Annotated in this window: 14 protein-coding genes and 1 other RNA gene; 3 read left to right on the top strand and 12 right to left on the bottom strand. The window is 47.3% G+C overall.

The window, feature by feature from the left end; all coding sequences use genetic code 11:
- Positions 1-19: 19 nt before the first annotated feature.
- Genes pyrR through M3M35_RS01310 form a run of 4 tightly spaced genes read right to left on the bottom strand, consistent with a single transcriptional unit; the run spans position 20 to position 2,354 of the window.
- Complete coding sequence (pyrR, locus tag M3M35_RS01325; protein WP_252750228.1) at positions 20-550, bottom strand: bifunctional pyr operon transcriptional regulator/uracil phosphoribosyltransferase PyrR; 531 nt, start codon at positions 548-550, stop codon at positions 20-22.
- Positions 540-1,484, bottom strand: coding sequence for an RluA family pseudouridine synthase (locus M3M35_RS01320; RefSeq protein WP_252750227.1), 945 nt, complete (start codon positions 1,482-1,484; stop codon positions 540-542). Before M3M35_RS01320 ends, pyrR begins: the two co-directional genes overlap by 11 nt.
- On the bottom strand, positions 1,484-1,951 hold the full coding sequence (lspA, locus tag M3M35_RS01315) for a signal peptidase II (RefSeq protein WP_252750226.1): 468 nt from the start codon (positions 1,949-1,951) through the stop codon (positions 1,484-1,486). Before lspA ends, M3M35_RS01320 begins: the two co-directional genes overlap by 1 nt.
- Complete coding sequence (locus M3M35_RS01310) at positions 1,941-2,354, bottom strand: EbsA family protein (RefSeq protein ID WP_252750225.1); 414 nt, start codon at positions 2,352-2,354, stop codon at positions 1,941-1,943. The genes lspA and M3M35_RS01310 overlap by 11 nt, the downstream gene beginning before the upstream one ends.
- Positions 2,355-2,384: 30 nt before the next feature.
- On the opposite strand from M3M35_RS01310, the gene M3M35_RS01305 reads away from it, so the two are divergent.
- The gene (locus tag M3M35_RS01305; RefSeq protein WP_252750224.1) at positions 2,385-2,795 is read left to right on the top strand and encodes a ribonuclease HI family protein; all 411 of its coding nucleotides are present in this window, start codon (positions 2,385-2,387) and stop codon (positions 2,793-2,795) included.
- Here the strand turns inward: M3M35_RS01305 and M3M35_RS01300 are convergent.
- The 5 genes from M3M35_RS01300 to M3M35_RS01280 form a co-directional block, all read right to left on the bottom strand.
- Complete coding sequence (locus M3M35_RS01300) at positions 2,777-3,988, bottom strand: NAD(P)/FAD-dependent oxidoreductase (protein WP_252750223.1); 1,212 nt, start codon at positions 3,986-3,988, stop codon at positions 2,777-2,779. The two genes, M3M35_RS01305 and M3M35_RS01300, sit on opposite strands and share 19 nt — an antisense overlap.
- A complete protein-coding gene (locus M3M35_RS01295) occupies positions 3,903-5,033 on the bottom strand; it encodes a THUMP domain-containing class I SAM-dependent RNA methyltransferase (RefSeq protein WP_252750222.1) in 1,131 nt (376 codons plus the stop codon). Before M3M35_RS01295 ends, M3M35_RS01300 begins: the two co-directional genes overlap by 86 nt.
- A 67-nt stretch (positions 5,034-5,100) precedes the next feature.
- Positions 5,101-5,477: RNase P RNA component class B (gene rnpB, locus M3M35_RS01290), an RNA gene on the bottom strand.
- A 15-nt stretch (positions 5,478-5,492) separates the two neighbouring features.
- Positions 5,493-5,861, bottom strand: a complete 369-nt coding sequence (gene gpsB / locus M3M35_RS01285) for a cell division regulator GpsB (RefSeq protein ID WP_252750221.1) — start codon at positions 5,859-5,861, stop codon at positions 5,493-5,495.
- Between the two features lie 45 nt (positions 5,862-5,906).
- On the bottom strand, positions 5,907-6,476 hold the full coding sequence (locus tag M3M35_RS01280) for an SLOG family protein (protein ID WP_252750220.1): 570 nt from the start codon (positions 6,474-6,476) through the stop codon (positions 5,907-5,909).
- Between the two features lie 113 nt (positions 6,477-6,589).
- On the opposite strand from M3M35_RS01280, the gene recU reads away from it, so the two are divergent.
- Positions 6,590-7,207: a Holliday junction resolvase RecU gene (recU, locus tag M3M35_RS01275; RefSeq protein ID WP_252750219.1), complete on the top strand. Its 618-nt coding sequence runs from the start codon at positions 6,590-6,592 to the stop codon at positions 7,205-7,207.
- Between the two features lie 2 nt (positions 7,208-7,209).
- On the top strand, positions 7,210-9,558 hold the full coding sequence (locus M3M35_RS01270; protein ID WP_252750218.1) for a PBP1A family penicillin-binding protein: 2,349 nt from the start codon (positions 7,210-7,212) through the stop codon (positions 9,556-9,558).
- A 61-nt stretch (positions 9,559-9,619) separates the two neighbouring features.
- Here M3M35_RS01270 and M3M35_RS01265 read toward each other — a convergent pair whose 3' ends face one another.
- Genes M3M35_RS01265 through M3M35_RS01255 form a run of 3 tightly spaced genes read right to left on the bottom strand, consistent with a single transcriptional unit; the run spans position 9,620 to position 13,699 of the window.
- Complete coding sequence (locus M3M35_RS01265) at positions 9,620-10,339, bottom strand: DnaD domain protein (RefSeq protein ID WP_252750217.1); 720 nt, start codon at positions 10,337-10,339, stop codon at positions 9,620-9,622.
- Positions 10,340-10,353: 14 nt separating this feature from the next.
- Positions 10,354-10,848, bottom strand: a complete 495-nt coding sequence (locus M3M35_RS01260) for a cell wall elongation regulator TseB-like domain-containing protein (protein ID WP_252750216.1) — start codon at positions 10,846-10,848, stop codon at positions 10,354-10,356.
- Positions 10,849-10,891: 43 nt separating this feature from the next.
- Entirely contained in the window at positions 10,892-13,699 is a 2,808-nt protein-coding gene (locus tag M3M35_RS01255; RefSeq protein ID WP_252750215.1) for a helicase C-terminal domain-containing protein, read from the bottom strand.
- Positions 13,700-13,711: the final 12 nt, after the last annotated feature.

Below are 13,711 nucleotides of genomic sequence, written 5' to 3'. Positions count from 1 at the left end.
TCCTCACCTGGAGTAATCACTACTTTTGTTTGATTTCCACTCCGTCGCGATCATCAATTTCAGAAACTAATACTTTAATGGTTTCGTGCTTGGAACTCGGGATGTTCTTGCCCACAAAATCAGCTCGAATCGGAAGTTCCCGGTGTCCCCGATCCACTAAGACCGCCAGATTAATTCGTTTGGGCCGGCCAATTTCGTTAATGGCACCAAGCGCTGCCCGTACGGTCCGGCCGGTAAAGAGAACGTCATCGACGAGTACTACATTTTGATTGTCAATTGGCACCACGTTTTCGGCCACCGTCTGATCGGTCAGTTTCGTAGTTTGGTCGTCCCGATACTTAGTAATGTCCAAGGAAATCACCGGAACATCGGTATTTTCGAGTTTCTTCAACCGATTGGCAATTCGGTTCGCGAGGTAAACCCCTCTCGTTTTGATCCCGATCAACACCAGGTTCTGAACGCCCTTGTTTTTTTCGATAATTTCATACGTAATCCGGGTCAAAGCTCGTTGCATTGACATACTATCTAAGACAACTTTTTCATTGTTCATGCGAAATGTCCTCCTCTGAATGCGAAGTACTATACTTCTTTTTTAACGTGGTTAGGGTTGCTTGAAAAATCGGCGGAACGGGACTGGTAAAATCTAATTCCGCACCCGTCGTGGGGTGCTGAAAGCCTAATTCGGCAGCGTGCAAAAACTGACCGTGCCCCTTGATGGTTTTCTTGGGTCCGTACAATGGATCCCCGACAAGTGGATGGTTGATGTACTGCATGTGAACCCGAATTTGATGGGTCCGTCCCGTTTCTAACTGACACTCAACGAGGGTGTAGTCACTCCCAAAGCGTTCCAGCACTTTAAAGTGGGTCACCGCGGACCGACCATTTGCAACCACCGCCTGCTTCTTGCGGTCCTTGGGGGAACGTCCCACTGGAGCTGAGATTGTTCCGGCCGGCTCCTTAATCTGCCCGTGCACCAGGGCGAGGTACTTACGCCGACTGCTCTTTTCCTTTAGTTGCTGGGTCAATGATTGTTGGGCGACGTCCGTTTTGGCTACCATCAAAAGCCCGGAAGTGTCCTTATCAATTCGGTGCACAATGCCCGGACGAATGGTGCCATTAATGGTGGCCAAGTTAGTATGGGCCAACAGCGCATTCACCAGCGTATGGTTCGGATGCCCCGGAGCCGGATGGACCACCATGCCCTGCGGTTTGTTAACGACCAGCACTTGGTCATCTTCATAAACAACATCGAGGGGAAGCGCTTCTGGTTCCAAGTCCAACTTCTGCGGTGTCGGAATCGTAATGGTAATCTCATCGTGCACGTGTGGCTGATACTTCGGTTTTTCCACCTGGTGGTTCACTACAACAGCTCCGTTTTTAATGAGCTTGACCACTCGTGAGCGACTTAAATCCGGAAAGTGCTCCGCAATTAGTTTATCCAAACGCTCCGTAGGCTGTTCGACGGTAAACTGCCGTGTTTCCATTAGTTCTCCTTTACGAGCAAGTGCAGTAACAGTAAAATAACGCCAATGGTTAAATAACAATCTGCTAGGTTAAAGATGGGAAATTGCAGAAAATCTAACTGAATAAAATCAGTGACTGCGCCCCACTGTAACCGATCGATTAAATTGCCAGCCGTTCCAGCAAACATTAGGCCCACTGCCACTAACAAGCCCGGTTCCGACCGACTTTGAAAGAGGAACCATCCAAACACCCCAATTGCTCCGACCGCAATGATTACAAATATCCAGGAATTACCCGCCAAAAAACTCCAGGCTGCTCCAGAATTAGTTAGATTAGTGAGAGAAAGTAGCCCGGAAATGACGGTTCGGTGTCCGCCCACGGTAATGTGACCACGAACCCAGTGTTTAACTAACTGATCAAGTAAAATGAGGCCCAAAATCCCCGCCAGCGTTAAGAGCAGGTTGCGGACCCCCGCTTTAGCTCGCATGGTCGTCCTCCTGTTTTCCGAATTGACCCAATAATTCTTGGAGCTCAATTACCGAGTTCGCCGGTAAGAGGAATTTATACCGCCGCCCGCCCGCATTAAAGGCGATGCTATTGCGATGAGCTTGGACCCGTGAAATCGATTGTAAACTCAACTGTTTGCCAAAGGGATTTAAAACCTGGCGGATCTCAATTGTATCTGACCAAACCAACAACTTACGAAAGTAAATTTGGATCCAAGTTAAACCCGCAAAGGCAATGAAAAAGGCCAACGTAATGTTTTGAAATTGGGTAATTTCTAGCCAGATAATGACTCCCACCAACAAAACAATGACGGTCCAACTCCAGCAAATGACGCTAGTCGTCGGTTGCGGTTGATATAAAAATTTTCTTTTCTGCGTTATCATAAAAAACACCCTTTACGAATGGAGATTGTCATGTACATAAAACTATATTCTGATGCCGCGGAACGGCCTCAAACGCAGGCCAGTAGTGCCGGTATTTTAATGATTGTAGATCACAAACAATATCAGGTAAAACGCTTGCTAACTGCAACTGATAATCATGAGGCCGAATTTCAAGCTTGCATCCTCGCGTTTAGCACTTTAACCGCTAAACTAACGCGGGCTGAATTAGCCACAACGGTCGTTAACTACTACACGGACAGTAAAATCGTTTCCGATAGTCTGCATAAAAATTATGCAAAACACTATCAACACTACGTTGATCAGATTCATCAGTTACAAGCACCATTTTCCCTTGTGTTTGTGAATTGGATCCCAGAACAACAAAATAAAGGCGCCCACCAGTTAGCCCTTCAAGCCCTGCATCACTCAGAACGTAAATAATTAGTGACTGGTTTACTGTAATAAGCAAGGTCGACTGGTTGGTTTAGTGCCAGCTTTGCTAGCAACTTTCCGACCAACGGCCCGGTCGTTAACCCCGACGAACCTAAGCCCGTGCCCACTAAGACATCGGGATGCGCGGGAACGGAGCCTACAAACGGGCCGTAATCAGGTGTGTACGCCCGGGTGCCAACCCTTTCTAGAATAACATTTTTCCGACTAATTCCGCTCATGAACCGTTGCGCCGTGGCAAGTAGCTCGGTAGTTGCTTGCGTGGTGGTCGTGAGGTCAAACCCGGCCTCATCATCATGGGTTGCGCCCACGATTAGCCGGTCTGGTGCAACTGGAATCAAGTCTGCTTCTGCTTCGGGCATTAAAACGGGGCGCTTCGGTAAAGTTGGTTGGGCTAATTTTATTTCAATTAATTGACCCTTTTGCGGCCGAACGTCCGCTTCCACGTGCAAAGCAGCTAAGACCGCTTTCGTCCAGGCCCCCGTTGCCACAATGATTTTATCAAAAGCCTGCGTGGTCGCGCCACGCTTTAAGTGGTGCTCATCTAGTAACTGGACCGCTTGGGAATTAACTAGCTCTAATTGTGAATTACAACTAGCCAACAGGTGCTGGCAAAATCGTTGGCCATCCATCCAACTGCCACCCCCCACAAATAACCCCGGGGTAGTGAGCTTCGTTAACATTGGGAGTGCTTGTCGGATTTGGGCAGGACTAAGTGGCACTAGTGCGCCCATTTGCGGAGCATCAACCTTGCGGGCCTGCGCAAGTTCCACTAATTCTGCTAGTTGGTAGGGATTCTTTCTAGTAATGATGGTGCCATTGTGGGCGTAGGTTAACTGATCCATCTTTGTGGTCGTTGCCAACTCAGCAACGACTTCTGCTCCCGCCCGCGCAAGGTGGTACCACTTCTGATTGCGTCGTTTGGACAGCCAGGGTGAAATAATCCCCGCTGCAGCCCGGGTAGCTTGCCCGGTTCCTGCATCAAAAACAGTTACTTGAACCTCGGAATGATTCGTCCAGTGGTTTAAAAAGTACGCTGCACTAGTTCCAACGATGCCACTCCCAATAATTGCAATGCGTTTCGTAGGCGATTCCTCCTTAACGGTTATTCCCCCAGTACTGGAAGTAGTCCGTTCTGATCTGGCCGTTATACAACTTGCGTCGTTTGGTTGCCCGTTCTCCATAGGCTACTTCAAAGTTCAAATCACTGGTAAGGAAGTACTTTGACCAACTGGTTAAAGGCCGAAAGACAATTCCCAACGCCTGGTAGAGCTTCGTAGCAGCTGCTTGATCCCCTAGTCGTTGTCCGTAGGGCGGGTTTGTAACGACCACGCCATCACGTTCGTCCGTATGAAAATCCTGGACGGCGAGTTGTTTAAACTGAATGTCGTGTAACAGCCCCATGGCTTCGGCATTCACCTTGGCATGATTAATCATTTCACCATTTACATCGGAAGCTTGAATCTGGAGCGCCCCTTGCTCTTTTACGGCAGCTTGGGCTTCGGTACGGGCTGTGGCTACGAGATCGGGACTAATCCAATCCCAGGCCTCAAATGCAAAGGACCGTTTGCTGCCGGGGGCGATGTTGCGAGCAATCATCGCGGCTTCAATCGGAATCGTTCCGGAACCACACATTGGATCTAGAAACGGCATCGTCTCCGGATGCCAGTTCGTTAACAACACTAACGCTGCGGCCATGTTTTCCTTTAACGGGGCTTCCCCCTTTGCAATCCGGTACCCCCGCTTGAACAAACTCGGTCCCGTAGTATCTAAAAGTTCTACGACGTGGTTTTTCACAATCCGCACTTCTAATGGATATAATCCACCAGTTTCTGGTAAGCGCGTGCGCCGGTGATAAAAAGTGGCCAGTTTAGTGGCAATCGCTTTTTTCGTAATGGCTTGCACGTCGGGAACGCTATGCAACAGCGATTTTTTCGACCGACCGGCCACCGGAAATTGGCCATCCATCGGAATTAACCGCTCCCAGGGTAATGCTTTTGTTCCTTCAAATAAATCATCAAACGTTTGCGCCTCAAATTCACCGACGATGATTTTAATCCGATCGGCAGTGCGTAACCAGAGGTTTGTTTTAATGATGTCTGCAACCGTTCCGGTAAACAGCACCATCCCATTGCGAACCTCGACTTGATAACCTAATTGCTTTAATTCCGTGGCAGTTACGGCTTCAATTCCCGCCGCACAGGTAGCCATCAGTTTAAATGTTTGCATGCGTTGTCCTTTCTAATTCTATAAAAAAAGAGTGGGAAAAAACCCACTCATCCTGATTGGTGTAGGCTCCTGTAAGCCATGTTTTGTGCTCAATTGAAAGATCAGGACTAACAATCGAGTAGTAATCATCTATCTCAAGAATCATTTGATTCTTGCCCTACACTTAGTTCAATTTCCGTGTGTAAAGCTCCCCTACCAAAGTTTGGGTTTCCCGCTCGCGGGGTTTACTGCGTTCCAGTAATTCAATTTCTTGAATTAATCGTCTCTATAGCACCTTAGGAAGTACTAAGGCATAGCCAAAGCCGTAGCCAATTCCTTCGCCGTAATTGCATTTGCAATCCCTCGGCTTATTTTTTCACCGGGCACGAACACTACAAGCATCGCAGCTTGTGCGAGAGTGGACTTTCCTCAGCCAGCGATTGCTGACCGCGATTACTCAGAACCTACACCAATTAACACCTATCCGTGATATCCGTCACCAAACACCCGTTGTTCCAGGTTCGACAACCGGCGTAAAATATCGAGCGTCGTACTGTCGGTTGCTTGACTCTCAGAAGCAGTTGGCTGCGCCTGAGTGTTTGAGCGTGGTTGGGGCTGTGCTGGAGTAGCCTGGGGCGTTGGCGCTACTTGTTGCGCTTTCAGTTGGTTGTTTTCAGCAACTAACTGAGCAATACGTTGGTCCTTGTCGTCGAGTTCCTTTTGAAAGGTTTCATAGTCCTTGATAATCTCATCTAGGAATGAATCGACGTCAGTTGGATCATAACCCCGCATCTTTTGCCGAAATTCTTTTTGCAAAATATCTTTGGGAGTAAAGTTAATGCTATCCATAATCTGCACCTCTTATCGTTTGGTAACTATCACATTATAACACAATCATTCCGAAAATTCAGCATTTCTTTCGGCTTCGTACTGATCGGCGACTTCCTGTAAATCGTCAAACTCAATCAATTGACACACATAGGGATGATCAGACTGAAACTGGTGAATTGCGCCTAAGTCATAGTGTGTCTTCCCTTCATTTTCAGAATCATAGAGTAACAGTGCCCCGTCAGTGTGCGTTAACATGAACCGCTGGTAATTCTTTAATTGTTGGGGACTATGGTACTCTGATCGACTCACCGTGGTGGAAAAGTCAGCTAATGCCAGGACGTGTTGCAGTCGCATTTGATTATTCTCATTCCATTGGGAACCAAACTCTGCAAACGGAAGCATGACAGCAATCTGAAACTGGCCTGGAAAGGTGGTTTTTAAGTCGGCAGCAATTTCCACTGCCCACTGTTCCGTGCCAAGTTGGGCTCCAGTAATAATCCAATCGCAGCCATTCTCAATTAAATTGACCATTTGCTCTCGTAGTGCTCGTTTAATGATTTGCACCTTGGGACTTTGCTCGTCAAAGGCCCCTAATTCATAACTACGATATCCCGTTATCCATTGTCTACTCATAAAGTCACCTGAATTAGTATAATTTTATTCATCGGTTGAAATTGCTATAATGGAACCATCATCTGTAATATACCACGCTTCAAATTAATTGCTCAATTTATAAGGAGGTTAATTTGACAATCAATTATCCGAATGGACGTCCCTTTCAAACTTTCACTGCCAACCATAGAGCACAACCCCACTCCACCACGGTCCATGGGGACCGGGGGATGTCACTTGAAGCCGAGATTAATCAAAGTAATCAATTTTATCAAGCACAACAAATCGCGGTAGTCCATAAAAAGCCCACCCCGATTCAGATTGTGAACGTTGATTATCCCAAACGAAGTGCAGCGGTCATCAAAGAAGCCTACTTTAAACAAGCCTCAACCACCGATTATAATGGGATTTATGCCGGTTACTACCTTGATTTTGATGCCAAGGAAACGACCAACCTCCATTCCTTTCCGTTAGCCAACTTCCACCCCCACCAAATTCAGCACATGCAAAGTTGTGCTGATTTGGGGGGCATTTGTTTTGCTTTAATTCGCTTTGTGCGGAAAAATGAAATATACTTGTTAAACGGCCCAGACTTATTCCGATTTTGGGAACGGCAATTTAACGGGGGGAGAAAATCGATTACAAGAACAGAATTAGCCACCACGGCGTACCTGATTAAACCTAAAATTAACCCGTTAATTCCCTATCTCGATGCGGTCCAAGCAATTATTGATAAGAATAAAGGAGAATAAGCATGAGTTCCGATGAAGTTTATAGTCGTTTAAAGAAAAATCGCAAGAAGAAACGGGGCCCCGTTTTTCAAATCACCATGTGGGTGCTGTTTTTCCTCGTTGTGCTTTTTCTAGTGGGATGTGGGGTCTTTACTTATTATGCCTCAACTGCCCCCAACATTTCGTATAAAACCCTGTCTAGTGATAACTCCACGACGATCTATGATCGCAATGGAAAGGTCATCTCACGGTTAGGAATGCAAAATCGCGATTATGTTAAACAAAAGGATATTCCTGAAAACATGAAGAACGCGATTATCTCGGTTGAAGATCGGCATTTTTACACCGATAAGGGGGTTGACCCCGTCCGGATCGCCGGTGCGGCCGTTAATAATCTCTTTGGCGGTGGCGGATTACAGGGAGGAAGTACCCTAACCCAGCAACTGGTTAAACTGTCCGTCTTTTCTACCAAAGCGTCTGACCAAACCATAAAACGGAAGGCGCAAGAAGCCTGGTTAGCCACTAAGGTAAACCGCGAATACAGCAAGCAACAAATTTTAGAGTTCTACATTAATAAAGTTTATATGGGTAACAATGCGTACGGAATGCAAACGGCTTCCGAAGTAATGTACCACAAACCTCTGAGTGAACTGGATTTGGCCCAAACGGCCCTGCTGGCTGGTCTTCCCCAAGCTCCCGTGGCTTACAATCCAGTGCATAATCCGAAATACGCTACGTCCCGGAGAAACCAAGTTCTAGAAGCAATGGTGAAAAACAAAGCCATTACCAGAAAACAAGCTAATCAGGCCGAACAAGAAGACGTTCAGGCGGGCATTGATAAACAAAACGTTGATAAAACGCCAACGCAAAAAGATGAGAAGTACGCAGATGCTTACATCGGGCAAGTTCTGCAAGAAATGAATCAAAAGGGTTACAAACTAAACGCCGGCAACAAAGTTTATACAAACATTGATATGGATACCCAGAAACAGATGTATCAACTAGCAAACGATGATAATTCAGGCTTAAACTTCCCTAACAATGACTTTCAAATCGGAGCCACGATGACGAACCCGAATAACGGGAAAATCGTAGCAATGCTTGGTAGTCGGAAGCAAAACATTCAGTTCGGGTTAAACCGAGCCGTCCAAACGGACCATTCCAGTGGTTCTACCATGAAGCCGCTCATGGATTATGGTCCTGCCATTGAGTACCTAAATTATCCAACCTACCAACCAGTTAAAGATACGCCATATACTTACCCTGGCACTAATCGACAACTGCATGATTTCGATAATAAATACGAAGGAACCATGACCATGCGACAAGCACTCGTTGAGTCGCGGAACATTCCTGCCATTCGCACCCTGGAAGCAGTTGGAGTCCCGCGGGCAACCGAATTCTTGAACGGCTTAGGGATGAGCTTTAAAGAACCGCTGAACCTGCAAAACGGGATTGGAGCTTACATTTCAACGAAGCAAGAGGCCGCTGCCTACGCCGCCTTTGCGAACGGTGGAACTTACTACAAACCCTATGCCATTTCAAAGGTCGAAACCCCAACGGGCGAAACCAAGACCTACTCACCGAGCGGAAAAGAAGCGATGTCTGAATCCACGGCCTTTATGATCACGGACATGCTGAAAGGTGTGATGACTGATCCAAAGGGGTCGGGGACGGCGGCTAACATTCCCGGCTTAAACCAGGCCGGAAAGACCGGAACCACTCAGTATCCTGATGATTGGCTCAGTTCGGTGCCAGAAAACTCCAGCATGGATTCTTGGTTTACTGGTTACACCAAGAACCTCTCGCTCTCAGTTTGGACTGGGTACGATAAACCGTTAGAACCAGGTCACTACATTTCGCAATCGCAGTCCAAAATTGCCCAGCTGTTCTATAAGGAAATCATGCAAAATGCTTCCCAGGACTTGCCAAACGACAACTGGACGAAACCAGCCAACGTAGTTAAGACCAAGGTTGATAACCAAACTCAGTACTACATTGCTGGCCATGCAGGCGACCTGAAGGAAAACGTAATTAAGAACAATACGCAAGCGGGTCAAACTGCTGATAATAAGGCCGTTGTCAACCTGCCGAATAATCAACCAAATAAACAGGAAGAACAAACTACGGATAAAAATACCAACAGCGGTACCACGGCTAATAACGAACAAAAACCAGCAGCCACTCCGCAAACGAACAACAATGAGAAACAAACCAATCCAGAACCAGCCCCTAATAACGGTGGGAACAGTCAGCAACAGAATAATTCCCAACCAACGACTGGGACTAATAACCAAACCGCCCCTGCGAATAACCAAGGTGGGAATAATCAAACTGCGAACCAGCCTCAACCTACGGCTGGGACTAAATAAGCGGTAATAAAAAAGCGGCGACAAAGATTTCCTTTGTCGCCGCTTTTTTAGTTGGTCGGAGTTATTGATCCTTCTTAATTTTAAAGAGCGGCACCTTGGGGAGCGGTTGTTCCGTCCCCGTGGCTTGTTTTTCCTGGCGTTGGGTTCGGTGCGCCTCCACCTGCGCGGCGGTTTGTAAGTGCTGCTTGTCCCAGTTTAGCAGAATGCGGTCCATGTACTTGAGGTTATACACCTGATTTAAGACGGCTTCGCGCAGGGCTAACTGAATCAACTCCGCGGAATAATGATCCTGGTCAAACCAGGCCGTGACTGTTTCTAATTCTATTGGCGATAACATTCGGCCAAATTCATGATTGATCATTTTAAAGGTCTGCTCGCGGTCACTAATACTCGTTTGTGGTGTGGCCGTCTCGCTAGTTGGTGGTGTCGATCCCGGCTGCTGCTCATCCGGAACTTGTTGCAGTAATTCGTTTAGTTTGGCCACTAACGGCGCAAAACTATACTCATCCTTTTCGTCGGCACTGGTGGTAATACTAATCAATTTCTTGCTCACCAACTGGTGCAATAAATCATACACCGCCGGTTCGTTGATCCCCATGGCGTTTGCTAAAGTCTCTGCCGCTGGAAACCGGTCCCCCTGGCTGCGAAAGTACTGAAGTTCTAACAACATCGTTAGTTCTGTGCCACTAATGTTGAGGTTAGCTAAATTAGTTAATAAAAAACCGGATACGTTAATTGATCCGGAATTTAAGTATTTAGCTAGTGAAGATGTGGTGCTCATGTTGAATCGCTCCCCTATAAATTAAGCGTTTTAACGACCTTTCCGGTCTTAAAGTTCACTAGCACGTAATGAACCTGGTGTTTGCTTTGCAAGGTTACTACCCACGTCGGTTGCTTCCGGTAGATCAATAACCCAGCGTTGGTAACGTCCCCAGCTACCCGACGTTGCGCAATTGCACTGGCATTTTCGGCCGTAATCCCATCGGTTTTTTTCATAACGCGAATGTGTTTGAAATCGCTACTAACGATGGCATAGGCGGGTTGGTTTGCTTGGTTCTTCCCAACCACCGTGTAATAAGGTCGTTTGAGGTTGGCTTTGTAAGTCTTTTGGACGTCGTGAAAATGGGCGTGTTGTTCAGCCAGGTTCGTAGCGCTCTTTAACGTTTGTTTTTGCGGTAATTTAGCGATAAACATAATAATTACCAACGCGAGGACCACCACGACGAGGAACGCCCCCACCCAGCTCAATAGGCGTTGTAGTTTAAATTTTCGTTGTCTTCGTTCTCGCATGTCTAAATTCCTTCCCTAACCATTCTGCGTTTATTATAGCAAATCAATGATCCTGCTGGTGCTTTGCTAAAAATTCTTTTTGCTGCTGTTGAATTGCTTTAATTGATCCCGTATGAGCCTGAAGATTTTCTTCGATGGCCGTTAAAATTTGGGTTCCGTACCGCTTGGTTAAAATCCGATTATCCAAGATGGTAATAATTCCACTGTCATCACTGCGGCGTAGTAACCGGCCCATCCCCTGTTTCATGGTAATGATGGCGTGCGGGAGCGAATAACTGGTAAACGGATTCTTTTGTTGTTGTTTAAGATAAGCGGATCGCGCTTGCATCACCGGACTATCAGGCGCAGCAAAGGGAATCCGCGGAATTATGATTGATTTGAGATAGTGTGGCGGAAAGTCAACACCCTCCCAGAATCCAGCTGCGCCCAAAATAATCGGGGCGTGGTGCAGAACAGCTCGCCGCATGATCTTACTCTGACTCCCAGAAATGCCTGAGGCTAAGAGCATCCCCAGTCCAGGTTGTCCCTTTAGTTTTGCGTGGACCGCTTGAATTAACTCTAAGGAATTAAACAGGACTAAGGTCGGAACGGGCGCGGCTCGATAAATTTTTTGAATGGAATTGGCTAGAAACGCCACGTACTCCTCATTTTCTGTTGCAGGAGGCAGTGGCATTTGGTCTGCAATCATCAGCTGGACCTGCTTTTGGTAATCAAAGTCCGTGGGCAGCCGCTTCATCCGCGTTGTACTTCGTCGCAAATCAAGCTGATCATAAATGTACTGCGACTTTTTGGAGGTAAATAAAACGGCCCCCGTGAAAATTGCAGGTTGAAAGGATTGATAAATTTGTTTTTGTAACCGGGTACTGGTATCAAACTGGGCCCATTCTAACCGCATGTTATTCGGATCATGATCGGCTCCGTACCGCAACCAAAATCCATCGGCGACCGACTGGGGTTTTACTTCATGCACCAGCTGCTGGAGCTCACTAACCCCCTGCAGGACGGCGTGCACGTGTTCGTTAAACCGTAAAAACGTTTCGTATTCAGAGGCCACCCACTGCCCCTCACCCTGCCCCAAAGTTTGGTTGAGGGACGTTAAGCGTAGGGTCAGTTGCGTTGCTAATTGGTCCTGTTTTTGTAACTGCGGTTGCGCCTGGGTGGTAAATTTAACCAGCCGGTCGACTGGAATTCGAACGACATCCGCCTGTGGTTGTAAGCGCACGTGTAAAGTGGTCAGGAGTGTTTGAATTAGTTCCTGATTAACCGTTTCTAATTGCGTCAGCTGGTGCATCAGCCGTTTCAGGAGCCCTCGCAGGTCTGGATGGGTGCTAATGATCTCTTCCAGGTTGCGTTCGTGGGTCTGAAAAACATCATTTTTAACCCGACCGACGTTGGTTTTAACTCCCCCCAGCCACCAGTGCTTCCGTTGCGCTGCAAAGGCCACTTCTGGTAAATGTTGCGCTTCATCCACGATTAAGTACGGTTGCCCACCTAAAGTTGCGGCCACTTCCGCCGCATTTTGATTCAGGTAGTGATGATTCACAATCACAACGTCAGCCGTGGCAACTTGCTGCATTTTCCAGTGCCAAAAGTCGTACTCGCCAAATTCACTCTCCGCTAACTGCGGCTCTCGCTGGTAGTTGACCTGCTGTAAAATGGCCGCATTTTGTGGGATATGCAATTCGTCTAAGTCTCCGGTTGTCGTTTGCGTCAACCAGACTAGGATTTGTGCCTTACTAAACTGGGAGAGTTGATTTGAATCATCAGCGACGAGGGCCGTTGCAAACCGGGACAAGTCTAAATAGTGCCGGCGACTTTTTAACACGACGGCTTGGACGTGAAACCCAAAGCCCGCGTTCAGATCCCGCTCGACTACGTGTTGCAATTGCTCTTGCAAGTTAATCGTTGCGGTACTAATCACCGCTGTCTTCCCGGACTGCAACAAAAACGCGAGGGGAAATAAGTAACCCAGGGTTTTCCCACTCCCGGTGGGGGCTTCAATTAACAAATTCCGCGCGGGCTGCTTGGTATCGGCAAAATTACGATACACTAAATTCATCATTTTACTTTGCGACGGCCGCCATTCAAAGTGGCTCCGAAAAACCCGTTCTTTCTGCTTTTTAGCTAACGGAAACTTGGTTAACCGGTCATGATTTTCAACCGTTTTTCGGTGATGCCGTTTTAACACTAAGCCCTCTAGTTCCACCTGATCAGCCGGTAACTGCTGGCTCGGCTGACCCATAGCTTCGAAGTTGACCCGAATGAACTGGGTCGTCTGCTGGGGCAGATTGAGCTCTAAATCGAGCACGGACTGAACCGTTTGCCGGGGAAGCTTGGTGATTTGTTGGCTAATTTTTAGCAGGAGCTGCGCCGTCGCTGCCGCATCACTCGCTGACGAGTGCGGGTGGTGATGATTGATTTGAAAATGCCGACTGAGATCACTGAGTCGGTAACTACCCAAGGTTGGGAAAAAGAGTTGACTCAAAGTCACAGTATCCACCGCTTCAATCTCTAACGCTGGATACCCTACTCGTTCTAAGTGATGATTTAAAAAGGGAAAATCAAAGTTGACGTTATGCGCCACAAAGACGGTCCCCTGTAACATTTGATAAATTTTGGGAGCCAATTGATCAAAACTCGGGGCGTTCGCAATGGTTGCCTGGTCAATCCCGGTCAAGGCCGTGATTTCACTAGGAATGGAAACCCCATCGTTGACGTAAGTGGAAAAGGCGCCCGTTTGTCGGCCGTTTTGCACAAAACTGACACTAAACTGGATGATGCGGTCGCCACGTTGTAAATCAGTTCCCGTGGTTTCCATATCAACCACAGCATATTTTGAATTTGCTTTCATGTCGGTATCGGC

The sequence above is a fragment of the Fructilactobacillus myrtifloralis genome, from assembly GCF_024029335.1.
GTDB lineage: Bacteria > Bacillota > Bacilli > Lactobacillales > Lactobacillaceae > Fructilactobacillus > Fructilactobacillus myrtifloralis.
The sequence above is the reverse complement of the archived record's forward strand: the minus strand, read 5'-3'. Positions and strand labels throughout refer to the sequence as shown.

What these genes read in the sequence shown, in the direction of transcription:
- pyrR (WP_252750228.1), bottom strand. Translation starts at nt 550, where the DNA reads ATGAACAATGAAAAAGTTGTCTTAGATAGTATGTCAATGCAACGAGCT.
- M3M35_RS01320 (WP_252750227.1), bottom strand. Translation starts at nt 1,484, where the DNA reads ATGGAAACACGGCAGTTTACCGTCGAACAGCCTACGGAGCGTTTGGAT.
- lspA (WP_252750226.1), bottom strand. Translation starts at nt 1,951, where the DNA reads ATGCGAGCTAAAGCGGGGGTCCGCAACCTGCTCTTAACGCTGGCGGGG.
- M3M35_RS01310 (WP_252750225.1), bottom strand. Translation starts at nt 2,354, where the DNA reads ATGATAACGCAGAAAAGAAAATTTTTATATCAACCGCAACCGACGACT.
- M3M35_RS01305 (WP_252750224.1), top strand. Translation starts at nt 2,385, where the DNA reads ATGTACATAAAACTATATTCTGATGCCGCGGAACGGCCTCAAACGCAG.
- M3M35_RS01300 (WP_252750223.1), bottom strand. Translation starts at nt 3,988, where the DNA reads ATGGAGAACGGGCAACCAAACGACGCAAGTTGTATAACGGCCAGATCA.
- M3M35_RS01295 (WP_252750222.1), bottom strand. Translation starts at nt 5,033, where the DNA reads ATGCAAACATTTAAACTGATGGCTACCTGTGCGGCGGGAATTGAAGCC.
- gpsB (WP_252750221.1), bottom strand. Translation starts at nt 5,861, where the DNA reads ATGGATAGCATTAACTTTACTCCCAAAGATATTTTGCAAAAAGAATTT.
- M3M35_RS01280 (WP_252750220.1), bottom strand. Translation starts at nt 6,476, where the DNA reads ATGAGTAGACAATGGATAACGGGATATCGTAGTTATGAATTAGGGGCC.
- M3M35_RS01270 (WP_252750218.1), top strand. Translation starts at nt 7,210, where the DNA reads ATGAGTTCCGATGAAGTTTATAGTCGTTTAAAGAAAAATCGCAAGAAG.
- M3M35_RS01265 (WP_252750217.1), bottom strand. Translation starts at nt 10,339, where the DNA reads ATGAGCACCACATCTTCACTAGCTAAATACTTAAATTCCGGATCAATT.
- M3M35_RS01260 (WP_252750216.1), bottom strand. Translation starts at nt 10,848, where the DNA reads ATGCGAGAACGAAGACAACGAAAATTTAAACTACAACGCCTATTGAGC.
- M3M35_RS01255 (WP_252750215.1), bottom strand. Translation starts at nt 13,699, where the DNA reads ATGAAAGCAAATTCAAAATATGCTGTGGTTGATATGGAAACCACGGGA.